The sequence below is a fragment of the Corynebacterium diphtheriae genome (genome assembly GCF_001457455.1).
Lineage (GTDB): Bacteria > Actinomycetota > Actinomycetes > Mycobacteriales > Mycobacteriaceae > Corynebacterium > Corynebacterium diphtheriae.
The window spans coordinates 2,261,962-2,284,448 of the sequence record NZ_LN831026.1; the positions used below are offsets into that span (position 1 = coordinate 2,261,962).

Annotated in this window: 22 protein-coding genes and 2 pseudogenes; 3 read left to right on the top strand and 21 right to left on the bottom strand. The window is 55.6% G+C overall.

Translation table 11 applies throughout. The annotated features are described in order from the left end of the window. Positions 1-33 precede the first annotated feature (33 nt). From AT687_RS10700 to betT, 8 genes are all read right to left on the bottom strand, one after another. The gene (locus AT687_RS10700) at positions 34-1,050 is read right to left on the bottom strand and encodes an alpha/beta hydrolase (protein WP_014304038.1); all 1,017 of its coding nucleotides are present in this window, start codon (positions 1,048-1,050) and stop codon (positions 34-36) included. 160 nt (positions 1,051-1,210) lie between these two features. Beyond that, positions 1,211-2,884 (bottom strand): arabinofuranosyltransferase AftB family protein, encoded by a 1,674-nt coding sequence (locus tag AT687_RS10705; RefSeq protein WP_041740579.1) that lies wholly within the window; start codon positions 2,882-2,884, stop codon positions 1,211-1,213. Positions 2,885-2,917: 33 nt separating this feature from the next. Then, positions 2,918-3,895: a decaprenyl-phosphate phosphoribosyltransferase gene (locus AT687_RS10710; RefSeq protein WP_014319491.1), complete on the bottom strand. Its 978-nt coding sequence runs from the start codon at positions 3,893-3,895 to the stop codon at positions 2,918-2,920. Then, positions 3,892-4,386, bottom strand: coding sequence for a phosphatase PAP2 family protein (locus AT687_RS10715; protein WP_014319492.1), 495 nt, complete (start codon positions 4,384-4,386; stop codon positions 3,892-3,894). Before AT687_RS10715 ends, AT687_RS10710 begins: the two co-directional genes overlap by 4 nt. Further along, positions 4,386-6,371, bottom strand: coding sequence for a glycosyltransferase (locus tag AT687_RS10720; RefSeq protein ID WP_014319493.1), 1,986 nt, complete (start codon positions 6,369-6,371; stop codon positions 4,386-4,388). The genes AT687_RS10715 and AT687_RS10720 overlap by 1 nt, the downstream gene beginning before the upstream one ends. A gap of 84 nt (positions 6,372-6,455) precedes the next feature. Continuing rightward, positions 6,456-6,971, bottom strand: coding sequence for a phosphatase PAP2 family protein (locus AT687_RS10725; protein WP_021335263.1), 516 nt, complete (start codon positions 6,969-6,971; stop codon positions 6,456-6,458). 40 nt (positions 6,972-7,011) lie between these two features. After that, positions 7,012-8,589, bottom strand: a complete 1,578-nt coding sequence (locus AT687_RS10730) for an aldehyde dehydrogenase family protein (protein WP_014319495.1) — start codon at positions 8,587-8,589, stop codon at positions 7,012-7,014. Positions 8,590-8,655: 66 nt separating this feature from the next. Beyond that, on the bottom strand, positions 8,656-10,881 hold the full coding sequence (gene betT, locus AT687_RS10735) for a choline BCCT transporter BetT (RefSeq protein WP_014319496.1): 2,226 nt from the start codon (positions 10,879-10,881) through the stop codon (positions 8,656-8,658). A gap of 271 nt (positions 10,882-11,152) precedes the next feature. Between betT and betA the strand changes: the two genes are divergently transcribed. Continuing rightward, positions 11,153-12,946 (top strand): choline dehydrogenase, encoded by a 1,794-nt coding sequence (betA, locus tag AT687_RS10740; protein ID WP_014319497.1) that lies wholly within the window; start codon positions 11,153-11,155, stop codon positions 12,944-12,946. 185 nt (positions 12,947-13,131) lie between these two features. On the opposite strand, the gene glf is transcribed toward betA, so the two are convergent. The 5 genes and pseudogenes from glf to AT687_RS13355 form a co-directional block, all read right to left on the bottom strand. Continuing rightward, entirely contained in the window at positions 13,132-14,295 is a 1,164-nt protein-coding gene (glf, locus tag AT687_RS10745; protein ID WP_014302517.1) for a UDP-galactopyranose mutase, read from the bottom strand. Between the two features lie 38 nt (positions 14,296-14,333). Continuing rightward, positions 14,334-14,780, bottom strand: a complete 447-nt coding sequence (locus AT687_RS13230) for a hypothetical protein (protein WP_227889253.1) — start codon at positions 14,778-14,780, stop codon at positions 14,334-14,336. A 143-nt stretch (positions 14,781-14,923) separates the two neighbouring features. Then, positions 14,924-15,109 (bottom strand): hypothetical protein, encoded by a 186-nt coding sequence (locus AT687_RS12800; RefSeq protein WP_021335265.1) that lies wholly within the window; start codon positions 15,107-15,109, stop codon positions 14,924-14,926. Next, positions 15,102-16,127 carry a type IV toxin-antitoxin system AbiEi family antitoxin gene (locus AT687_RS10760; RefSeq protein ID WP_014319499.1) on the bottom strand — a complete coding sequence of 342 codons (1,026 nt, stop codon included), beginning with the start codon at positions 16,125-16,127 and terminating at the stop codon, positions 15,102-15,104. The genes AT687_RS12800 and AT687_RS10760 overlap by 8 nt, the downstream gene beginning before the upstream one ends. A gap of 130 nt (positions 16,128-16,257) precedes the next feature. Next, positions 16,258-16,419, bottom strand: a pseudogene (locus AT687_RS13355) (ATP-binding cassette domain-containing protein); the annotation flags it as partial. 316 nt (positions 16,420-16,735) lie between these two features. On the opposite strand from AT687_RS13355, the gene AT687_RS12515 reads away from it, so the two are divergent. Beyond that, on the top strand, positions 16,736-16,963 hold the full coding sequence (locus tag AT687_RS12515; protein ID WP_014318324.1) for a hypothetical protein: 228 nt from the start codon (positions 16,736-16,738) through the stop codon (positions 16,961-16,963). Between the two features lie 359 nt (positions 16,964-17,322). Here AT687_RS12515 and AT687_RS12715 read toward each other — a convergent pair whose 3' ends face one another. The 3 genes from AT687_RS12715 to AT687_RS10785 form a co-directional block, all read right to left on the bottom strand. Next, complete coding sequence (locus tag AT687_RS12715) at positions 17,323-17,715, bottom strand: hypothetical protein (protein WP_014317235.1); 393 nt, start codon at positions 17,713-17,715, stop codon at positions 17,323-17,325. 3 nt (positions 17,716-17,718) lie between these two features. After that, a complete protein-coding gene (locus AT687_RS10780; protein ID WP_014317236.1) occupies positions 17,719-17,913 on the bottom strand; it encodes a hypothetical protein in 195 nt (64 codons plus the stop codon). A 167-nt stretch (positions 17,914-18,080) separates the two neighbouring features. Continuing rightward, positions 18,081-18,182, bottom strand: coding sequence for a helix-turn-helix domain-containing protein (locus AT687_RS10785; protein WP_014319503.1), 102 nt, complete (start codon positions 18,180-18,182; stop codon positions 18,081-18,083). A gap of 72 nt (positions 18,183-18,254) precedes the next feature. Between AT687_RS10785 and AT687_RS10790 the strand changes: the two are divergent. Next, positions 18,255-18,991 (top strand): annotated as a pseudogene (locus AT687_RS10790) (IS6 family transposase). A 96-nt stretch (positions 18,992-19,087) separates the two neighbouring features. On the opposite strand, the gene AT687_RS10795 reads toward AT687_RS10790, so the two are convergent. The 5 genes from AT687_RS10795 to AT687_RS10815 form a co-directional block, all read right to left on the bottom strand. Further along, positions 19,088-19,468: an SdpI family protein gene (locus AT687_RS10795; RefSeq protein ID WP_014309040.1), complete on the bottom strand. Its 381-nt coding sequence runs from the start codon at positions 19,466-19,468 to the stop codon at positions 19,088-19,090. Between the two features lie 618 nt (positions 19,469-20,086). Then, complete coding sequence (locus AT687_RS10800; RefSeq protein WP_014319506.1) at positions 20,087-20,506, bottom strand: cupin domain-containing protein; 420 nt, start codon at positions 20,504-20,506, stop codon at positions 20,087-20,089. A 45-nt stretch (positions 20,507-20,551) separates the two neighbouring features. Further along, the gene (locus tag AT687_RS10805) at positions 20,552-21,217 is read right to left on the bottom strand and encodes a carboxymuconolactone decarboxylase family protein (RefSeq protein WP_014319507.1); all 666 of its coding nucleotides are present in this window, start codon (positions 21,215-21,217) and stop codon (positions 20,552-20,554) included. Positions 21,218-21,271: 54 nt separating this feature from the next. Beyond that, positions 21,272-21,637: a DUF2255 family protein gene (locus AT687_RS10810; protein WP_014319508.1), complete on the bottom strand. Its 366-nt coding sequence runs from the start codon at positions 21,635-21,637 to the stop codon at positions 21,272-21,274. Next, entirely contained in the window at positions 21,627-22,481 is an 855-nt protein-coding gene (locus tag AT687_RS10815) for an aldo/keto reductase (protein ID WP_016829870.1), read from the bottom strand. Before AT687_RS10815 ends, AT687_RS10810 begins: the two co-directional genes overlap by 11 nt. Between the last annotated feature and the right edge of the window lie 6 nt (positions 22,482-22,487).

Below are 22,487 nucleotides of genomic sequence, written 5' to 3' on the forward strand. Positions count from 1 at the left end.
AACCCCCCGCCAAAGGCGGGGGTAGAAAACTCATTACCAGGCGTTCATCACGTCAAGGATACGACCCTTGGTTGTCTCAATCTGGTAGCGCCACTGTGGCCAGTTGTGAATACCCGTGGATGGGTAATTCGTGGTGACGTTCAAGCCCATCGAACGAGCCTGTGCTTCCCAGATACGAGTAGATACGCGAGATGCAATCTCTAGAACGCTGCCGTTGATACGGTCGCCCACTGGGTAGTTGGAGTCTGGAGCACCCCAGATACCGCTAGCCGCAGAAACGTACACATCCTTGCCGGCAAGGCCACCAGCGTTGATCAGTGGATCGAGCTGGAAGCGACGCAGACCGAAGAAGGAACCGTACATGTTGTTGATGTTAAAGCCACCGATTTCCTGCAATGCCAAGCCCATCATCAAGTAGGTGCCAGGAACCGACATAGAAAGGTAACCGGAGAAGCTGAGCACCTGACGGAACTGATCTGGGTGCAGAGCAGCCAAGTTCATTGCTGCGGTAGCACCCATGGACAGGCCAGCGATGGAGTTGTTGGTTGGGGAAACACCGAAGTTAGCAGCCAAGTAGCTTGGCAGCTCGGAGGTCAAGAAGGTCTCCCACTTGTACACAGCTTTCTGAGGGCCCGCAGGACCAACCCAGTCGGTGTAGAAGGAACCAGCGCCACCAACTGGCATAACCAAGGTGATGTTGTGGTCAACGAAGAGATCCTGTGCGTGAGCGTCTACCGTCCATGCGTTAGCAATGTCGGTGGCACGAGCACCGTCGAGAAGGTACAGGCCGGCGTTGCCACCACGCTGAGCTGGCTGAATCTGAACGGTGATGTTACGGCCCATTGCTGGGGAGAAAACGTCACAGCGCTGAACCCAAAAGCCAACGCCGTCCCAGTCACAAGTACCAGTAGCATCAGCTCGCAGGAAGTCACGGTTTCCTGCCGTTGCGACGCCCGTACCTGCGACAACCATGGATGCGGCTGCGGCGACAGCTGCGACAGTGGCGGCAGCTTTCCTGCTGACCTTCTTCAACCGTGATGCGATTGTCATAAATCTCCTCGACTTCAACCAGGTGTCTCTTCACGTTATATCGCCATTAACAGGCTTATGTTACGGCTTATGTTACGGATTTGAGACAAAATCTTGATTAAAATAACACACCTGCAGCAGCTCCGGCACCTTTGACATAATCTCAGGGGTAATTCAGGTTCTATTTGTGATCAACATCGCCGCTGGACGCACCATCAAACTGCAAAGTAAGACCCGTTGTCACCGCAAACTTCATGTTCTTAACAAAGCGCTTGACACTCATCGGTTCCTTATAAGAAGCCATGAGTTCTGCAGCGTCACCTGACTGCAACATCTCTCGCACCTGACGGGTTTCCTCTTTATCCACCCACTTAGGCAAGATGTTGAGATCCGCACTGGAATCCGCCAGATCCCACTCCAATGGCAGCTGCTTGTTATGCCCGATACGCCCACCGTCGATCTTTGGTTGACGCGCAGCCAAAGGAGTACTCAAACCGACAGTGTCGTGCACACGCACATCAAGACCAGCATTCATACTCGTCATGCCGAGGTTGAGGTGCATCAGCGCCAACGGCTGCTCGCCATCCCGAGGCACCACGGCCCAAGAAAGAAGATCCCGCTTCTTATCCACCACATAATTAACCAAGTAGGCACCGTTAGTGGCATGGCCTTTGTCAAGGGCGGAATCAAAGTTGCGCAGCGCAGGTGCGCTAAGGAAGTGGCTCGCATGCCGCGGTGGGGTATCGCGGTGCAGGGTCTGCGTCCAGTACTCCCGCTCGTCGACAATGCCTAGCTCCGTCTGCGCCTGGGTACCAGTGGGACGCTCATACGTGTGCCCGTGCAGGGTAACTCCCAGCGCCCAGACCGCCACTGCAGCCGCAGCCCAGCCATTTTTCTTTGTCACCGGAACCACCATAATAGGTAGCAGCAGTGCGAACAGCGGTAGGAGCAGCATGCGACCATGCATGAAATCGCCGCCGACCTTAATCACATACACAGCATGAAGCAGGCCGCAGGCAATCATCAGCGCCCCACGACGTTCCAGTCCCACGACCAGTACCGCAACCACAGGTAGAAGAAGGTACATGCCATAACTGCTGACCAAATCCCACAGGTAGCTCAGCCCACCAGCCCAGTCGCTAGAGCTCGCCGACTTTGCGACGGCCGTATGTGGCACCAGCAACCCGTAGTACCCCATCCGGAAGACCTCATACCCCAGCGGAACGGGGACCGCCACTGCGATGATCTTCCAACGTTGCGACCAATCCGTGGCCTTATATAACAGCCACAGCCCAAAAATGGCGCTATATAGCAGCATTTCGGGGCGGATTAGCCAACCGATCCCTAGCCAAAAAGCAAAGAGGTAGGTGCGCTTGGTACCGCTCAACCACCACATCACCGCTAAGTAGAAAATGGACAGGCCCCACTCCAAACCGGAGGTGGCAAAATCCCGCGCGGGAGGAAGCGCTATATAAATGAGTGCACCAAAAGGCACCAACAGGTGGGCACTGTCACGGTAACGCACTGCTGTGGCATAGGCGCCCACCATGAGTGCTAGCACGCTCAAGATTAAAGAGGCCCCGAGCGCAATGAGGTGAATATCAGCGCCACTGATAAGGGCACAGAGATAAATAATGTATTGCCACAGTGTTGAGGTACTGGCCTCAACACGTTCCCCGACGTTAAACACTGGACCGTTGCCGGCGAGTAAGTTCCGCACGGTCCGCAACACGATGAGGCCGTCGTCGCTCATCCAGCGACGCGCCCAACCTCCCCAGAACATGAGCACACCCACAACAACCACGCTGATCAGGGTGGATAACTGAGGTGTACTCCAGTTCCGGATTCGACTCATACGCATGCTTCTTCTAATTCCGAGGCGTCCTTTTTATAGAGCCGGTACTAGGTAGACAGCGATACCGATACAAATAACCCAGCCCAAGGCCAAGAACTGCAGCGGACGGTCCGACAATGCGATCTCATCAGGCGCACCGCCTTCACCACGGTCGACGTCTGCCGCATAACGCAAAATTGCCACGGTGAAAGGAACCATAGAAACCTGGTACCACACGGAGGCAGTACCGCTTGCAGCCTTGGCCATCTCAAAGCCCCACAGGGAATAAGCCATGACCACGGCAGTCGCAGAAAGTGTCCACACAAAGCGCAGGTAGGTAGGGGTATAGCCCTCAAGGGACTTGCGGATCTTCGCACCTGATTTTTGCGTGAGCAAAATCTCTGCGTAGCGTTTACCCGAGGCCATAAACAGCGAACCGAATGCTGCGACCAGCAGGAACCACTGCGATAGGTCGATTCCGGCAGCAACACCGCCGGCCATCGCACGCAGCATGAATCCAGAGGACACCAGAGCGATGTCGATCACTGGTTGGTGCTTCCAGCCGAAGCAGTAGCCCAGCTGCAGTGCAATGTAAACAGCAACCACGATAGCCAAGCCGTGGCCAGACGATGCGGTGTAGCTGATCGCAACCGCGGCGATGATAAGGACCACGGCCATGATGTAGGCCAAGCCCACGGGAAGCACGCCGGCCGCGATCGGGCGGAAACGCTTGGTGGGGTGTGCGCGGTCAGCTTCTACGTCGCGGGCATCGTTGATCAGGTAGATCGCGGAGGCAGACATACAAAACGCTACGAAGGCGATGAGGATGTCGAACAGGGTGCGGGTGCTCAGCAGGGCGTCGGCACCGGCGGCCGCTGGGGCAGCAAGAACCAGAACGTTTTTCACCCATTGCTTCGGGCGCAGCGCTTTGATCATGCCGTCGACAAGGTTTTTAGGCGGTTGCCGTTTCTTGTCTAGCTCAACGCCGCGGGTGTGTGGCTCCGGCTCGATAAAGCCTTGGTTCTTGCTCATTTCACCTTCCCAGTTCGTGCAATTGCTTCTGCAGTGACCGCACCTACGAGAGCGCCGGTGGCCACGTCGGTCGGATAATGTACTCCGAGAACCATACGCGACACCATCATCACAGGGATACCCAGCAGCGGCAGCGGGTTGCGGGTGATCCGTGCGAGGCTCACCAGCGCAGCGCTTGTCGACGTCGCATGTGAGCTGGGAAAACTCAGCTTGGATGGGGTTCCGACACCGATTTTGATGCGTGGATCATGAGGGCGTTTACGTCTCACGATTCGCTTTACCACCACACTTATGGCATGGCTCACAAAGGCAGCTATAACGAGACGAACCCACTGCCCACGACGGGGAGCGTCGATAAGCGCGCCCAGCGCACCCATGCCCATCCACCCCAAGGCATGCTCACCAAAATGACTCAAACCGCGAGCCGTGGCCAACACGCCCGGAGTAGCAAGGTGTTTTTGCACCTCTACAAGTATGTCTGCTTCTTTCACTAGGACTCCTCAGCCCCTTGTGGTTCCTCGAAAATCTTCGCCCACGCCTCACGGCTGGTCAGCTCCTTGTGAGCCGCACGGTACTCCTCACGCAGGCGATCGAAGTTCGCAGCAACCTCTTTTTGCAGGCGGTACGACTCCTGCAAAAGTTCCTTGGCCTGAGTACGGTCGCGTTTGCGGTAGACAACACCGCGACCATCGGCGGTCGACACCGTGACGCCGTCGAGACGCGACAAGCTAAACCAACGAGCGTTAATCGGAGCCAAGTTAGCCTGCGGCACATCGTGGTGCTGCGGATTCTCCTTAGACAAGGTGTGCTTAATGCCCTTGAGCAACCAGCCGACCTTCTTCACAGGAGCCAGCGGACCACTCAGGTTGTACACCGTTGGCACACCCGGCGCGCCGGAAGGCCGTGGCAGATCAGCGGCACTTGGCAATACGACGGCATCCGAGTAGTTCTTGCGCAGCGCATTAATGCGTGGCAGAGAGGTTTCAAGGATGTCGAAGAGGTGCGATGGTCCTGCGAGGAAGTCTTTCATTGCCTCGTTTTGAACAGCAACCGTGGAGTACTCCAAACACAGGAGGTGCTTGAGGGTGGCCTTTTGCATGGATCGCACCATGCCTGCTGGGTTGCCGTTTTCGATAGCGCCGACGATCAAGCGGTTGCGTAGGTGGAAGTAGGCTTGCCAGTCGATGGCGTCGTCTTTATCCGACCATGCGAGGTGCCAGATGGCTACACCAGGCCAGGTGGCGGTGGCGAATCCGGCGTTGCCGGCGCGCAGGCCGTATTCGGCATCGTCCCACTTGATAAACAGTGGCAGTGGCTGGCCGATCTGCTCCGCAACCACGCGTGGGATCATGCACATCCACCAGCCGTTGTAGTCGACGTCGATACGGCGGTGCAAGTCTTCAGTCTTAGGACGATCGCTTGGGGCGTCGGGGCTTGGGCGATCGCTCAAGGGGTACCTTGCAAAGTCGTGGTCGTAGTGCACGAATGGTGCGGAGGTCCACATGAAGATGTTGCGGTCCACAACCTCACCCATGGAGTGCAGGTGGCTGCGTTCTTGCAGGCTAAGCATTTGGCCGCCAACCAAGATAGGGCTCTTGGCGTAACGAGCTACCTGAAGTGCACGCAGGACGGAGTCCGGCTCGATGGCGATGTCGTCATCCATGTACAGGATGTAAGGCGACTGTGCGGCACCGGCTGGTTTGGTGCCATCTACGCCACCGAGTGCCTCGTACATAATGCGGGAGTAACCGCCGGAACCACCGAGGTTGCCTTGGCGGAACTCGAAGAAACGATCACCGAAGTGCTCGGTTGCTTCCTTATATCCTGGCTCATCTGCTGGGTGCTTGTTGCCTTGGTCGGGCATGATCACAGCGTCGATGACCGCATCAACTTCTGGGTCTTCCGACAGCGCGGTCAGTGCAGCGACAGCGTCAGTTGGGCGGTTAAAGGTAGGGATACCCACCGTCACGCGCTTATCAAAAGGTCCCACTTGGCTGCCATCTGGCATCACCTGTGGCTGCGGTGCCTGCGGAGCGTACCAACCGGCTTTGAAGGTGACGTCGGTTTCTGCGGTGACGTAGAACCACAGCCAGCCGCCGTCCTCGAAAGGAGCCAAGCTCAGGTCGAATTCCACAACGCCATCGCTGACCACTTGGCCTTGCTCGGCGTACGACGCCCCGTCGATCTTGGTGCGGAACACATCCACACGGGCAGTACCCGTGACCTCTACGCGCAGGATTACGTTGTCCAGCTGCGTCCAACGACGCCAGTAGCTGGCAGGGAACGCATTGAAGTATGTCTGAAAGCTCACTTCGTCGCCAGCAGAGATAGCAACAGAGTGGCGGTCGTTCCACATGGCGCGGCCATTGTTGTGCTCAGACTCAATCAGGTAGAGCATGCGGACGTCGTGCGGCTCTCCTGCTTTAGGCATCAGGAAGCGCTGCAGTGATTCGACTGCTTTACTCATGGTAAGCATGGGGCCTTTCTAATAAGTGCGGTCGTGCCTCACCAACCACAAAACAGGGAAAGTGGGCACTCTTCACATAACAGCGTAGTTGTTTTATTCCGAATTCGGCTGATTGAAGCGGCAAGCAGACCAAATTAACCACACCGCAATAACCCCAATCGCGCCACCCACGAGGACGTCGCTAAGCCAATGCACCCCCACATAAAGCCTGCTAAGCGCCACCAGCACCGCCACACACCACGCCAATTGCTGCACCCAAGCGCGCGTTGAGAGATAAGAAATAACCGTGGCAAGAGCAAAGGCTGCCACCGCATGACCAGAGGGCATTGATGGGTTGAAATGGTACAGCAGCTGCTCGGCGATCGGTGGGCGTTCGCGACCAATAAGTGCTTTAAGTACCGGACTAAGTGATACAGCAAAACCCACCGCTAGCAGTGGAAATACTGCTTGTAGCGGTGGGGTACGGCGGGCACGCCACGCAGACCACAGTGCGGAATATAACAGGACGTAGCGTGGCGCGAATGCCAAAGTGAAGGGCACGACGAGGGCGGTCAACCACTCCGAACGTAGCGAGATCATGTAGCTCCACACGGCATGGTCGATACCCAACGAAAACTCCCTTGCTCCTTATTTAATACAAGAAGCCAGTTTAGCCGGCGAACCACCCAGTCACAGCAGGAGCGATGTTCTGGTAGACGTGCTTGTGCTCTTGGTACTCCGCCAAACCGGTAGGGCCTAGCTCGCGACCGTTACCGGACTGCTTCATGCCACCCCACTCGGCCTGTGGCAGATAAGGGTGGAAGTCGTTGATCCAGATAGTGCCGTGGCGCAGCTTGCGGGCAACACGCTCAGCCTTTCCGGCATCCTGGGTCCACACGGCACCAGCCAAACCGTATTCGGTGTCATTGGCAATGGCAATGGCTTCTTCCTCGGTACGGAAGGTTTCTACAGTCACGGTTGGACCGAATGCTTCATCGTGCACACAGTCCATGTCGCGGGTGCAGTTGTCGATGATCGTCGGCAAGTAGAAAGCGCCGGCCGCCAGATCGGTGTTTCCGGTAGCGTGCGATCCCTCATTGTCGCTGGCATCGGCAACACGACCACCGGTGGTGATCGTAGCCCCTTGCTCCTTGGCGGCAACCACATACGCATCCACCTTGTCGCGGTGCTCAAGGGAGATCAATGGTCCAGTCTCCGCAGCGGTGTCGAGAGGACCGCCGAGCTTAATCTGGGCAGCGCGGCGAGTAAGTTCCTCCACAAAGCGATCATGGATGGACTCTTCCACCACAATGCGCGAACCTGCCGAACAAACCTGGCCGGAGTGCACAAACGCACCGTTGAGAGCGTTATCCACAGCAGCATTAAAGTCGGCGTCCGCGAAGATCACGTTCGGGTTCTTACCGCCTAGCTCAAGAGCTACTCGCTTCACCGTTTCAGCTGCATTGCGCGCAATCAAACGACCGGTGACCAGACCACCGGTAAAGGACACCATGTCCACCAACGGGCTGGTAGACAACGGATTGCCACAGTGAGCACCAGCACCGGTAATCAAGTTAGCCACACCAGCTGGAACACCCGCACGCTCAAAGAGAGTCATCAACATCATGGCCGTATGCGGCGTAAGCTCCGCCTGCTTCAACACAAACGTATTACCAGCAGCCAGCGCCGGAGCCACCTTCCACGAAACCTGCAGCAACGGGTAATTCCATGGCGTAATCAAACCGCACACACCAACCGGTTCGACGTCGATACGCGAGCGAACATTCGGATCGCCCGGATCAACCACGCGACCCGCCTCGTGCTGGGCGAGGGTGCCAAAGTAATCAAAAGCATTGGCAATGTCATCCATATCCAGCTCAGACTCCGCCAAGCGCTTACCGGTATCAGCGGACTCCGCGCGCGCAAACTCATCCTTATGCTCACGCAGCAGCGCACCAACCTTGAGCAAAATCTTGCCACGCTCAACCGCAGGCACCGCCAACCACTCACCGCGATCAAACGTCTCACGCGCTACCGCAATCGCACGCTCAGTATCGCGCTCCCCCGCTTCCGACACAACACCCACCACGCTGCCGTCAGCAGGATTGGTAATCGTGCGCACCTCGCCACTATCGGCAGGCTGCCACGTTCCATTGATATATAAGGTGGCAGGCTTGTTGGAATCGCTAAAGCAGCCGGCAAGAAGCTCGGACTTCTGGGGATCAAATACTGCGTTCGATGTGGTCATATATATTTTCTCCTTTAATACTGTGTTGATTGTTTACCTAAAAAGTGCCCTAGCGGGCCCCCGATCTTAGGAGAACAACGGTGGAGTTGCACCATCGCTCAGATCCGAAGACCCCGGCAGATCACTATGCATGTGCAGGAATTCGAGGTGACGCTCGTACAAATCCAGCACGTTGTCGATGAGCTGTTCCTGGGTATAGCCGTAGATGTCGTACCCCAAAGAACCGGTCAGGTCACACACCTCAAGGCGGTAGTAGGTTTCCTTCTCCGAGGCATTGGCCTTACGGGTGAACTGCGGCACGGGGTTACACACAGGGAAAAGCTGGTAGCGGAAGTTTTGTTCGGAACCCATCTCCACGATCAGGTCCAAGCCCTCAACCGCCTGCGTCTTTGTAGTAACCAACCGCGCGTTGATTCCCTTGCGGCACAGCTCTTCAGCCACCTGCGTGAGCGCCGGCGTTGCCACATTGGTGATGTACGCCTGCGCCTTAGCAGCGCTCGGCCAAGTGTTGGCACGGCTAAGACGACGACGCCACGAAATAGAGTGTCCCTGCTGCTCACCGATGGTACTACGCCCCGACATGGCAGCATGGACCGACACCACGCGAGCGTCCTTTTGGGTTTGCTCCAATCGGAAACAGCGCACCAAACCGGCCATGACCAAGTAGATCACGATGGTAAACGGCAGTCCCATCACCACGGTAGCCGACTGGACGGTGGCAATACCGTCGAGCTGCAGCATCACAATAGTGAGCGCACCGACAACCACAGCCCAGAAAATTCGGGACCATACTGGGCCGTCTTGACTGCTGTGGTGAGTGGTGGAGGTGAAGTTACTCATCACCAACGCACCGGAGTCAGCAGAGGTAATGTACAGCAGCAGACCGATCATGGTGGCCAGTCCCACGAGGAAGATCGCACCTGGGTAGGTGGCCAGCAGATCGTAGAAGCCACGCTGGGGGTTAGCGGCAGCCTCGTGGCCAAAAGCATCGTCGCCGCCGCGCACGATGGCGAGTGCGGAGTTACCAAAGAAACTCATCCACAACACAATGAACAGGAAGGGGATGCTCAAGGTGCCGAACACGAATTGGCGCAGGGTGCGACCGCGGGAAATACGGGCGAGGAACAGGCCCACGAATGGCGCCCAAGCCACCCACCATGCCCAGAAGAATAGGGTCCATGCGCCCAACCATGCCTTGGTATGCTCCGGGTCGTCGGAAAACGCGTAGGTGTCCATGGTCATCCCCGGTAGGGAGGACACGTAGTCGCCGATGTTCATCACAAGACCGTCGAGCAAGAAGGCGGTTTTACCTGCGATGACCACGTAGATCATGAGGGCGATGGCGAGCAGCACGTTGATTTCGCTGAGCACTTTGATGCCCTTATCCACGCCGGATACCGCAGAAAGCGTTGCGACGGCCACCGATACCACCACAAGGATGATCTGCCAAGTAGGGCCTTCTTCTACCCCGAAGAGTACTTTCATACCGTAATTCAACTGCACCACGCCGATACCCAGCGAGGCAGCGATACCGAAGATGGTACCCAGCATGGCAGCAATGTCTACGCAGTTACCCACCGCACCGTGAATGCGCTTGCCGATCAACGGATATAGTGCCGAGCGGATCGCCAGTGGCATGTTCAAGCGGTAGGCGTAGTAGCCGAAGGCCATGCCCATGAGGCAGTACAGCGCCCAGCCGGTCATGCCGTAGTGGAACAGTGCCCACACCACGGCTTGTTCCGCAGCCTCACGCGTTTCACCCTGGCCAACAGGCGGACCATAGTACTGGGCCACTGGTTCTGCGACGGAGAAGAACATAAGATCCACGCCGATGCCGGCGGCAAACAGCATGGCCGACCACGAGAAGAGTTTGAACTGTGGGCGGGAGTGATCGGGACCTAGGCGGATGCTGCCAGTTCTGGTGACGGCAACACCGATAACAAAGACGATCACCACGGTGGCGGTGAGGATATAGAACCAACCTAGGTTGGTAGAGATCCACTCGGTGACAGCACCGAGTGCCGTGGCTGCTTTTTCACGGGCGAAGAATGCCCAGAGGGTCAGCGCAATAATGCCCACTGCGGATGCGCCGAATACGGGCCAGTTGGTGGTGGGTTCGGGGATGTCATTTCCGCCTGCGGAACTCTCACCGACAACTCCCCCCGCACCGGCTTTATATGAACCGACCAAAACTTTTGGCGCGGCTTCCTTTACCCCCTGCTTGTTACCCCCATGTGAGGTTGATGCGTCCACCGAGGACGCGTCACCATCTGTGTGAGCATCTTCTTTCACGCCATGTCACCTCTTCTTATCGTCTACTCATCATCATTGCTGTTGCCGGAGTCAGTGTTTCGCCATGTGAGACAGCAGTTTTGACTCACTGGTTTTTTAGACAAAATTACGGTTTCTAAGTCGCATTTTTGCCTGTTTGCACCGTGTTCATTCTCCATCACATCACTGTCGACACTACACAGCGCAGGACTTTTTGTGTGGCAGCAATCTCAACTCGCTGGCACACTGGATAAAAGAAGAAGCTGATAAATCTGAAAGGAAAAGGAGATATATGAGTCTACGAAACCGACTCCGCACCTCAATTTCTAAGCACGACACAGACGGCGAATTTATTCAAGATCGGACACGCGATGTGGTTATCGTGGGTGGCGGTTCCGCCGGCTCCGTGCTCGCCAATCGCCTCTCCGAAGACCCCGACACAAGCGTGATGGTGCTGGAAGCCGGTCGCTCCGACTCCCTGTGGGACCTATTCATCCACATGCCCGCAGCATTCTCCTTCCCCATCGGCAACAAGTACTACGACTGGGCTTATGAGTCCGAGCCGGAACCACACATGAACGGTCGCCGCATCTACCACGCCCGCGGCAAGGTTCTCGGTGGTTCTAGCTCCATCAACGGCATGATCTTCCAGCGCGGTAACCCTATGGATTACGAGAAGTGGGGCGCGTTGCCAGGCATGCAGAACTGGGACTTCAAGCACGTGCTGCCGTACTTCAATAAGATGGAAACCGCACTGGGTGCCGATGCTAACGATCCCCGTCGCGGCCACACCGGCCCACTGAAGCTCACCCGCGGTCCAGCTACCACCCCGCTGTTCCAGGCATTTTTCCGTTCCGTTCAAGAGGCCGGTTACAACCTGACTAACGACGTCAACGGTTACCGCCAAGAGGGATTCGCCCCCTTTGACCGCAACATCTTGAAGGGCAAGCGCCTTTCTGCTGCTCGTGCTTATTTGCACCCAGTTATGGATCGCACCAACCTTGAGGTGCGCACTCGTGCGCTGACCACTCGGATTTTGTTCAACGAGGCTGGCACGCAGGCCACCGGTGTTGAGTATGAGTGGAAAGGCAAGAAGCGTCGTGTGATGGCCAAGAAGGTCATTTTGTGCGGTGGCGCCTTCAACACCCCACAGTTGTTGCAGGTCAGCGGCGTGGGCGACCGTGAAGTGCTGGAAAAGGCCGGCGTTGACGTGGTCAAGCATCTGCCAGGTGTGGGCGCTAACTTGCAGGACCACTTGGAGGTGTACGTCCAGTACAACGTGACCAAGCCGGTGTCGGTGCAGCCGAACTACAAGATGACGCGTCGTCCGTTTATCGGTTTGCAGTGGTTGCTGACCAAGAAGGGCCCTGTGGCTTCTTCCCACTTTGAGGCCGGCGGCTTCGCCCGTTCGAATGATGACGAAGCATACCCGAACTTAATGTTCCACTTCCTGCCGATGGCGATTCGTTACGACGGCACCCAGCCGGAAGGCGACCACGGTTTCCAGTTCCACGTAGGCCCTATGTACTCCGATACCTTGGGCCATGTGCACATTACCTCGCCGGATCCTAAGGCCAAACCAGAGATCATCTTTAATTACTTGGCCACTGAACAGGATCGTCGCGAGTGGGTAGAGGCCGTGCGCGTTTCACGTCGCCTCCTAGATACAGATGCGATGAAGGAATACACCGACGGCGAGATTTCACCCGGCGCGGACGTACAGACCGATGAGGAGATCTTGGAGTGGGTGCGTAACGACGCCGAAACTGCCCTGCACCCATCGTGTACTGCGAAGATGGGCTCGGCTGACGACGCCATGGCGGTGGTCGATCCGGAGAACATGCAGGTTCACGGTATTGATGGCTTGTATGTGTGCGATGCTTCCGCAATGCCGATTATTACTAACGGCAACATCTACGCACCTGTGATCATGATGGCGGAAAAGGCTGCCGATCTGATTAAGGGCATGAAGCCGCTGGCACCTATCGACGTTCCGTTCTACAAGGCTAAGCAGGGCATGCCGCTCTATGCCGAGGGCGAGAAGGTTCGCGATCACACGAAGGCTATTCCTGGCGCTGACCACTAGCCTTCTGACATGGAACTCAGTGGCGCTGGTGGGCGTTGGTGGGCGCGCCACCCCCGCTCACCCCCGAAAAAGACGGCACTTCACACCAAATCCAGTCAAACGGCCGGTTTGGAAGCGATTCGGTGTGAAGTTCCGAGAAAAATCCTTCGAAATACCCCCGTTTAGGGGCTCTTCCGGTTTAGCTGTTATTTCAGGGCGTCGACAAGCTTGTTATCAAACATCGACAATGCCGAGGCAATAGCCATGTGCATGTCTAGGTACTGGTACGTGCCCAAGCGCCCGCCGAAGTACACCTTGCTGGACTCCGTCTCGGCGTCGGCAAGCTCGCGGTACTTGAACAACATCTCGCGGTCACTTGGGGTGTTAATTGGGTAGTACGGCTCATCGCCCTCTTCCGCGAAGCGCGAGTATTCCTTCATAATCACCGTCTTGTCCTTCGGGTGGCGATCCTCACGCTCCGGGTGGAAGTGACGGAACTCGTGAATACGCGTGTACGGGAACTCCGCATCGTTGTAGTTCATCACAGGGGTTCCCTGGAAATCACCCGTGTTCAGCACCTCAGTTTCAAAGTCCAAGGTACGCCAACCAAGGTGACCCTCAGAGTAGTCAAAGTAGCGATCCAGTGGGCCGGTGTAGACCACAGGAGCCTCAGGGTTCTGTGCGCGGAGATCCTCACGTACCTCGAACCAATCAGTGTCCAACCGCACCTCAATGTTCTCGTGATCAGCCATGTTGCTCAACCACTGCGCGTAGCCGTCGACAGGCAGACCCTCATAAGTGTCATTAAAGTAACGGTTATCAAAGTTGTAGCGCACAGGCAACCGCGTGATGTTACCCGCCGGCAGCTCCTTCGGATCCGTCTGCCACTGCTTCGCCGTGTAATCGCGAATAAACGCCTCATACAACGGACGACCAATCAGCGAGATCGCCTTTTCCTCCAAGTTGGTTGCATCCTTGGAATCAATCTCCGCAGACTGCTCCTTGATCAACTCGCGAGCCTCATCAGGAGTATAGTAACGGCCAAAGAACTGGTTAATCAGACCCAAACCCATAGGGAACTGGTAAGCAGTGCCATTGTGCATAGCAAACACACGGTGCTGGTAACCGGTGAAAGCGGTGAACTGATTCACGTAATCCCACACCCGCTTATTAGAAGTGTGGAACAAATGCGCACCATACTTATGGATCTCAATACCCGTCTCTGGCTCCGCCTCCGAATAAGCATTGCCACCCAAGTGAGAACGCTTCTCCACAATGAGCACCTTCTTGCCCAGCTGGCTAGCAGCACGCTCAGCAACCGTCAGGCCAAACAGGCCAGAACCTACCACGATCAGATCAAAGTCAGACATGGGTATGAGTGTAGCCGGAAAGCTCAACCTTATGGGGGTCAGGCACCACAAATCCCCTCAAGCACTGCCATAATCTGCGCATAGCGCACCTCAATCTGAGGAGCATTCTTGCTAGGAATTTCTAAACGCCACACGCATCTCTCAACCGCTTGATCGTCCACATTTTTCCACCCAGCCAACAAAGCATCACGCGATTGCACGCTAAGAATCTTATTAATATCGCTTCCCAAGAGAAAACCAGCCATATTACGGAGTTCGCCCCAATATTTTTCAGGGATCTCATCAACACGCTCCCACAAAGCGTTGTCATCCTTTGCTACCCACTCCAAAATCAATGCTAGATCTTGAGCGTCTTTATAGGTTTCCCGACCACGATCCAGCCATGCAAACATTTTTAATGCTGCTAAACCCGACACTGTTGGCATCCGTATAGTTAAGCCATCACCCAGTTGAAGGAATTGCGCATGTTCAAACACTTCTTGCATTCCTCGTACATTGAGCTTATGCGTGTACCCACTAGACACTTCTCCGAGAGGCTCTTCGAGCTCTCCGAAAGGAATGATGTCTAGTGTGATCCCCTCAACTAAGACGGACTGCCAAGCATTGGTTGTAGAGGGAAATCGTTGTTTTAGCGCTCTGAAAGTTCCCAGTTTTCCAATGCTAATGCAAAATCTATATCTTTTGTGGCACGTGACGCTTCCCCACCGACAATGTTCTTCTGATGTATATCTCGACATCGAGCTCCTACGAGCATTATTTTCTCAGTTGAAACCACACTGCTGAGTGCCGTTACAACTCGTTTAATATCATCCATCTTGGTCCCCTAACCAGTCTCCCCTTGCGCGTTTAAGGATAATGGCTTTTATTACTTGAGCAACATCCCAAAGGCGGGCATCGTCAGAATTAAGAAGATCGGCGTACACAATCGCCTCTGGAATCTCTTTGACATCTATCGTATTCCAAAAAGCTCGTCGCAAAGTTATTGTTCCAGCTGGGTTTTTTACCAGTCTAAGTTCCTTGATCACTTTGGGTGAAAAGGTTTCTTCTCCTAGGTATAGCGAAGCAGATTGTCCATCAGAAATGTGGTCTGATACTGCGTTTTCGCTTGCCTTAACACCCAAATGTTCAAGGTTATATGGAGGCAGTTGTTGTGCTTTTCCGCGCAGCAACTCTAGATCTGCTCCCAGCCCTGTGGGATACGCACGGGCCCAAGCGCTAAGAAATAATTCCGCGTTGACTAGTCGGTGCCCGTCCATGGTTTCGGCAAGATAACCTGCTTTTTGGAAAATCTTGAGGGCGTTGCTTACGGTGCCTACGGAGACTCCCGAGTATCGGGCTATCACTCGAACTGGCTCCGACAGTAGCCATGGATACGTCAATATCATCGCGGCGACTTGGGCACGTCGCACGCTAAAAATCACTGCGGTTTTTTGGTGGGATCGCGCACTAGTAACAGCTTGCTGACCATAGATTTTAATCATCACGCCTGGCCATGAAATATCGCAATTGCCACGTGTGTCAGCTAATCCGATATTTCTTGCCGCAAGCCGCCGTCCTACTGTTCTAGTGGCGCATGGTATTAGTATGAGCGAATCTCTTTCTGGCAGGTGAAGATTCGCTATGTCATGCTGCCACGGAATGATCTGCATATTCCGTGTAACAAGGCTTTTCTCTTGTGAATCGACTACTTCAATTTCAGCTTTTGTCCGCTCCGATCCATCAAAACTGATGTTGGGGTTGGTAAATCGCAGTGGAACATTTTTTTCTTTCCATAACTCGTTCCATTGCCCCGAGCGCATGAATATTTGCGAGCCAGTTCGCATAGTGGTCATAAAGCAACCCTACAGCACTGTTCAGGAATAGTGAACGTTCATTATTCCTGAACAGTGCTTTTCATCGCCGCGGTACGATGATGTGCCCTCATGTTTTGACCTTCGCGTTGTAGATTTTTTCTACTCGTTCAACGGTGAGGTTTCGAGTGGTGCGCATGGCGTCGATAAGTTCGAGCACGTCTTGGGCGTGTCCGATGTCGAGCACCGAGGTGGGTTCGTCGAGAAGCAAAACGTCGGGTTGTTGCACGAAGGCTCGAGCGAGGACCACGCGTTGTGCCTGCCCGCCGAACAATGTCCGGCGGGGTTTCGCAATTATTACGGATTTTAACCCGTCTTATGCCGATAGTGTAAGACAGATTGCATGAAAACTGAAGTGCCCTAGGTTTTGTTCCGTTTGAGTAGATGGGAAAATCCTCGAACATGCCTAAGAAAATTTGACCAGGAAGCGAAGGATCGCGTGGTCCGCCTTGTGGAAGATCGCATCCTGGCGGAGAACATGTCCATGCAGGCAGCCTGCAAGATCGTGGCACCAAAGCTGGGCGTTTCGTGGCACACAGCGAGGCAATGAACGCAAGCCCGCTCGTCGCGAAGGACGTGTTGTGGAATCAATGCCCGAGGACCTTGCTGCTGAAAACGCACGGTTGCGTCGAGAAAATCAAAAGCTGCGGGACACCAACGAGTTGTTGAAAGCCGCCTCAGCTTTTTCACATCCGAACCAGACCCACAACGTTAAGAAACGATTCCGATTCATCGATGAGTATTGGAATCGTATCTGCATCGAGTTCATCTGCCAGAGATTGCATCCGTTAGCGTGGTGTATCTGTGACCCGCGGTAAGCCTTGTGCCGGTGCATAACAAGGAGACCACCCGATCCCTGCCAACAAATCACCGACGATTCGAAAGAACTCATACACCACCTACGCGGACGTGCCCTATTTTTCCTGAATCAACTAGAGAGATAGCACTAGTCACTTAAGGAACTGAGCGTGTCACCCTTTTTCGACATGAGGATCGTGCTTTCACAGTCCAACTTCTGGGGAGCAGTCCACCTAAGGTTCGGGTTGTGCTGCCTACCCGATAAGCGTCATGGCGCGATAGGCGATTTCCTCAAATTCAAGACCGCGCCGCTTGGCTTCCGCTAGCTATTTGTATAGCGTCACGGAGTACTCCTGCTACTTGCAGCTGCCGCGCATACTTAGGCAGTGCTGGTTTCCGCTTTGAGTATTTGCCCCACCCTGCCGTAGGTGATGCCAAGAAGGTAGGCAATATCGCGGTAGTTGTACCCACTATCCGCTAGCCGCCGCGCATGCTGCGACATATTGGCAAGCTCGTGAGCTTCACGCTCGCGGATGGCGGCAAGCTGGTCGCGGGTAGCTTGAGCTTTCTGTTCCATCTCACCAACAAGGTCAAGATGAACACTAGCTGTTTCGGGCGAATCGGTAAGCTCCGGGAAAAGGGCGAGAGCGTCACGGATTTCTTCTTGAATCTGGTCAAGACGACGCGCCTGAACGATAACGCCAGGGTCTTCGACAAGCTGGGCAACCCACCAGTTCTCGCCGCGCTCAACACAGGCAGTAAACGTATTCATGTCCTACTGTTCCATTCCGATTTGCTTGTAGATTTTACGAGCCATGAGATTGTCAATCTCCTTGTGGCGCCCCACGGTGGTGTACTTCTCGCCAACCCAGATTCGAGTATGGTTACCGCCCTCTATAATCGTGAGCTTTTGACCTGTTCTTTTTGCAAAGTCGGCGATATTTTTAAGAATGTCTTTCCGCTTCGTCACAACGATAGTATAGCAAATTAAACACTTTCAAGTATAGTCCGATATACTTAATTCCGATTAGGCTGACCACTTCGGTTACTGCCGGTGGCAAATAAAACAGTAGCAATGCAAATAGCAACCGGTATAGCAATACCTATAGCAATAGGCATAGCAGGGTGCGTCAGGCCTTATTGGTTGAGGTACTTATACAGTGTGGTGCGCCCAATACCGAGACGGCGAGCAACCTCTGCTTTCGAAATCCCCTCTTTCACCCACTCGCGCGCCTGCACTACTTGTTCCTCGTTGAGGACTTTTGCAGGTGCTGTCGCAAAGTTGGGTTGCCGTCGGCAGGATCAGCGGTCATGGGCATTTTCTCTGGTCGGCACTACCCTCAAGACGTCATTCTGTGGGCAGTGCGCTGGTATTGCCGCTACGGGGTGTCCTACCGCGACCTGGAAGAGATGCTCACTGAACGTGGTGCACCAGTGGATTACACCACCATCTACCGGTGGGTGCAGAACTACGGTCCCAAACTGGATAAACGGACCCGCTGGTACCGCAAAGGATCTGTAGCCTTCGCCGACTCCTGGCGAGTGGATGAAACCTACATCCGGGTAGGTGGAAGGTGGTGCTACCTCTACTGGGCCGTCACCAAGGACGGCCGGACTCTGGACTATTACATGTCCACCCGACGCAACACGACAGCAGCAACGCGATTTTTGGGAAAAGCGCTGCGTAGCACTGGTCACCGTGTCCGCAACGGTGAGGAACCCAGTGGTCCTCGGATCATCTGTACCGACAAAGCACCCACCTACGCTGCAGCGATCAAGGAACTGATCGACGAGCATAAGCTGTCGAGGACAGTAGTTCACCGGCAGGTGAAACACCTCAACAATGTGATCGAGGGAGATCACAGCCGGCTCAAACGGGTCCTGGGTTCCAAAGGTGGCGGGTTCAAGAATCCGGTGTCAGCGTACAGGACACTGCAGGGTATGGAGGCGATGCACGCGCTGCGCAAAGGCCAGGGCAGGGTGTGTTCGCCTTCGGGTGTCCGAACCCGGATGCGGTGATCGTCGCCAAGGCTTTCACAGGCGCCTGAGAGATCAGGGCTACAGGGTTGTGGACCGCCTTCTCGATCAGCGTCTGGGCACCGCCCGCTCCACTTTGCAACAGTACCCTTTAGAAAGTGTTCTCATTATATTCCTTTTTGGATGTTTACATTTTTTGCTGCTTTATTTGCAACGACTGCCCCCGCAATAAATCCAGCGAAGAGAACACCATAAGCTAGAATTCCAGAAACTACAGGCAGAACAGGGGGAAAAGCTTGAAAGAAAGAGGACACAAGTAGAATTGCCGTAATCCCAAGGGTGATAATTCCCGTAGCTTGCAGAATAGGGGTTGCCTTGCGATGTCCTTCTAACCAAGCACTGTCCGATTTCTTCGTCTCTTTAGTACGAATACCAATGGCAGAGTTCCGCTGAATATTTCCTGACATTGCCACTTTAGGAAGCGTCAGACACAATACGCTTAATAGAATCAGCCCCACTGAAGCGGATAACGCTGCGGCGATTGGCATGTATCTCTCTCCTTATTTAAAAGATGTACTTAAGGATTGCTTAACTAAGCAACAGGATCTTGCCTGTTGCTTAGTTAAACAAAAGCAGTGGCCAGATGGACTTCATACACGACGCACAGCCGATGTGCAACCCTAGGTAGTTGGAAGCTTTCACACAACCGGACCACCCCAAAAATAGGGCAGCGTTATAAAATTGTTGCCTAATAGGATTGCTTTTCATTTTGGACATATGTTTCACATGTTCTGTCTAAACAAGGTTGGTCCGTGTCAGCTTGTTCCTGCTAGCAACACCAGTCCACCAAGATCGAGTCAACTTCCGCACCGAGATCAAGAAGGCCATTACGACCGTCACGAAGTTCTGGCCGGACGCAGGCATCACCGCAGACCCTCAAAGGCGTCACAATCCAACGCGGCCAACCTTCCATCACCATCAAACCGAAAAAGGAACTCGGCTAACACCACCAAGCACCCCGTGGGGTGCTTTTCCTTTTGCCTTGGTCAGCTTGGATTCTAGTCGTTGTTGCAACGACTAGAATCCAAGCCGCCAACCGCGAGGCCTAGTCCACACGCTCAAAGGCGCGCTTCCCATTGCGGGAAGCGCGCCTTTCGCATGCGGTTTTAGAGCGCGTCGTACTCCGCATCCGTGACCGGCTCGAGCCATTCGTTGGTCGCGCCCTCGACCGGATCGGAAAACGCAATATGGCTGAACCACGAGTCCTTCGCAGCGCCGTGCCAGTGCTTGACCTCCGGCGAGAAATACATGGTCGTGCCAGCCGTGAGACGCACGGGTTCCTCGCCCTCGATCTGTGCCCAGCCCTCGCCGGCCGTGCAGATAATCGTCTGGCCCGCCTTGTGATGGATATGCCAGTTGTTGCGACAGCCCGGCTCGAACGTCACGTTGGCCAGTCCCACGGCCTCGCCGGACTCGAGCGGCTTTAAGTAGGACTGCCCCACGAAGTACTGGGCGTAAGCGTCGTTGGGAGCTCCGATACCGAAGCGGTCAGCAGTTTCAAATTCGGTACGGGATGCGTATTTCATATCAAATCTCTTTCATGCAGCGTTGACGTATATAAGGGTGCGGATTTAAGAATTCCGCGACTCGGCCGCGTTCTTAATGGCGGCCAGCGCGGCCAGCGAACGCGGATAGCCCACGAGCGGCACCATGACGAGCACGCAACGCTCGAGGTACTCGCGCGTGGCCCCCAGGTTCATGTTCGCACCAGCGTGCGCGATAGCGGGTCCATCGACCCCGCCTTGGGCGACGAGGTAGAAGAAGGTGGCGAGCTCGCGGGCGGCATCGGAAAGCCCAGCGCGCGTGTAGTAATCGCCAAAGCAATTGGCAGCAAGCAGGTAGTTGATGTCGCTCGCCTGCCAGAAGTCCGCCATCTGTTCGCCAAAGTAGGCGACTTGTTTGGCGGTGCCAGCCGCGCGGCGGGTCTCGGGCGTCACAGTGCCGCGCTCTTCCTCGTCTGCGCCGTACGCGTCGACGAGGGCCTGATGGAAGGCACGCGTGCGACCGATGCCCAGATAGGCCGTGGCCTGGTAGGTCACCTCCCGCGCGAGCGTCGGGTCGACGTCCGGCAGCCGCAGGCGGAACTCGTCGATGCCGCCGCAGCCCAGCAGGCTGGCGAGCGTGACGATGTCAGTAGTTTCCTTATCGAGCTGCGCGCGCTCTAGGACCTCGCGGTCCGCGAAACGGGCGAAGAGCTCAGCGAATTCGGGGGCCAACCCCCGTGTATGCAGCGACATACTACAATGATGACACCACGACCTACGGTCTCACCAGGCCCCACCACAACAGATTTAGGCGGGAAGGATTTCCACGCAGGCGCTCGCGGGCCCTTCGGCCATCATGGGCGGCAGGTACGAGCTGCCCGCATACTTGGACTCGTACGCGGCGGAGATGGCTGGGGTAAGGGCCGCATCGGCAGGCTCGAAACGCACGTTGAAGTCGGAGCCTGCGGCACGGATCATACCCGCCTTCTGGGCGATCGCCGCGCGGTACCACTTGCCGCGCGGACCGTTCCATGCACGCACGTAGAGGCGGTCGTCGACGACAACGGACCAAATCCACGTCGGCGTTCCGTGCGTCGCACCATCCGGATGCAGAGGCGCAATGTGCAAATCGTCCGCCGCATCAATAGCAGCAAGAATGTTTTTATCCCACATGATTATTCTCCTTGATGTAACCCAACAGCCCGCGGACCGTTTCCACGTTGGTGTGATCGAAGCAGCTAAAGCCAGGCTCCTCGAGTGAAGCGAGCGCCGCATGGTCGGACTCGGTAAGCGAGAAGTCGAAGACGTCGAGGTTCTCCGCCATGCGCTCCGGACGCACGGTCTTCGGGATCGCGATGACGTCGAGGTCGAGCAGGTAACGCAGCGCGACCTGGCCGGCAGTCTTGCCGTGAGCGGAGGCGATTTCGTTCAGGACGGGGTTGGCAAAGATGTTGTTCATGCCCTCGGCGAACGGGCCCCAGGACATGTGCGCCACGCCGAGGTCGTCCATCACGGTGTGGTCCTCACGCGCGGGGCGGAAGACATGGGTCTCAATCTGGTTGACCATCGGCGTGACATCAGAGAACGCCGCGATATCGAGCATGCGGTTGGGGTTGAAGTTGGACACGCCGATGGCGGAGGCGAGGCCGTCGGAGTACGCGCGTTCGAGGTCGCGCCACGCACCGTAGTAGTCGTTGTAGGCCTGGTGCAGCAGCACGAGGTCCACATGGTCGGTACCTAGGCGTTCGAGCGATTCCTGCAGTGAATCGTAGGCGCGACCGTAGTTGGTGACCCACACCTTCGTCACGAGGAAGATATCGTCGCGCGCCACGCCGGAGTCCTTGATGCCCGCACCGACGCCGCGCTCGTTGAAATACGCCTGCGCCGTGTCAATGAGCCGATAGCCCGCGTCGAGCGCCTGGGCCACGGTGCGCTCGGTGGTGTCGTCGTCAATCTGGAAGACGCCGTAGCCCAGCTTCGGCATCTGCAGTCCGTTTGCAAGTGTTGTAAATTCCATGAACCC

What these genes read in the sequence shown, in the direction of transcription:
- AT687_RS10795 (WP_014309040.1), bottom strand. Translation starts at nt 19,468, where the DNA reads ATGCCAATCGCCGCAGCGTTATCCGCTTCAGTGGGGCTGATTCTATTA.
- AT687_RS10705 (WP_041740579.1), bottom strand. Translation starts at nt 2,884, where the DNA reads ATGAGTCGAATCCGGAACTGGAGTACACCTCAGTTATCCACCCTGATC.
- AT687_RS10815 (WP_016829870.1), bottom strand. Translation starts at nt 22,481, where the DNA reads ATGGAATTTACAACACTTGCAAACGGACTGCAGATGCCGAAGCTGGGC.
- AT687_RS10710 (WP_014319491.1), bottom strand. Translation starts at nt 3,895, where the DNA reads ATGAGCAAGAACCAAGGCTTTATCGAGCCGGAGCCACACACCCGCGGC.
- AT687_RS10720 (WP_014319493.1), bottom strand. Translation starts at nt 6,371, where the DNA reads ATGCTTACCATGAGTAAAGCAGTCGAATCACTGCAGCGCTTCCTGATG.
- AT687_RS12515 (WP_014318324.1), top strand. Translation starts at nt 16,736, where the DNA reads ATGCCCGAGGACCTTGCTGCTGAAAACGCACGGTTGCGTCGAGAAAAT.
- AT687_RS10810 (WP_014319508.1), bottom strand. Translation starts at nt 21,637, where the DNA reads ATGTGGGATAAAAACATTCTTGCTGCTATTGATGCGGCGGACGATTTG.
- AT687_RS12800 (WP_021335265.1), bottom strand. Translation starts at nt 15,109, where the DNA reads ATGGATGATATTAAACGAGTTGTAACGGCACTCAGCAGTGTGGTTTCA.
- AT687_RS10805 (WP_014319507.1), bottom strand. Translation starts at nt 21,217, where the DNA reads ATGTCGCTGCATACACGGGGGTTGGCCCCCGAATTCGCTGAGCTCTTC.
- AT687_RS10700 (WP_014304038.1), bottom strand. Translation starts at nt 1,050, where the DNA reads ATGACAATCGCATCACGGTTGAAGAAGGTCAGCAGGAAAGCTGCCGCC.
- AT687_RS13230 (WP_227889253.1), bottom strand. Translation starts at nt 14,780, where the DNA reads ATGCAAGAAGTGTTTGAACATGCGCAATTCCTTCAACTGGGTGATGGC.
- AT687_RS12715 (WP_014317235.1), bottom strand. Translation starts at nt 17,715, where the DNA reads ATGAATACGTTTACTGCCTGTGTTGAGCGCGGCGAGAACTGGTGGGTT.
- betA (WP_014319497.1), top strand. Translation starts at nt 11,153, where the DNA reads ATGAGTCTACGAAACCGACTCCGCACCTCAATTTCTAAGCACGACACA.
- AT687_RS10800 (WP_014319506.1), bottom strand. Translation starts at nt 20,506, where the DNA reads ATGAAATACGCATCCCGTACCGAATTTGAAACTGCTGACCGCTTCGGT.
- glf (WP_014302517.1), bottom strand. Translation starts at nt 14,295, where the DNA reads ATGTCTGACTTTGATCTGATCGTGGTAGGTTCTGGCCTGTTTGGCCTG.
- AT687_RS10730 (WP_014319495.1), bottom strand. Translation starts at nt 8,589, where the DNA reads ATGACCACATCGAACGCAGTATTTGATCCCCAGAAGTCCGAGCTTCTT.
- AT687_RS10760 (WP_014319499.1), bottom strand. Translation starts at nt 16,127, where the DNA reads ATGACCACTATGCGAACTGGCTCGCAAATATTCATGCGCTCGGGGCAA.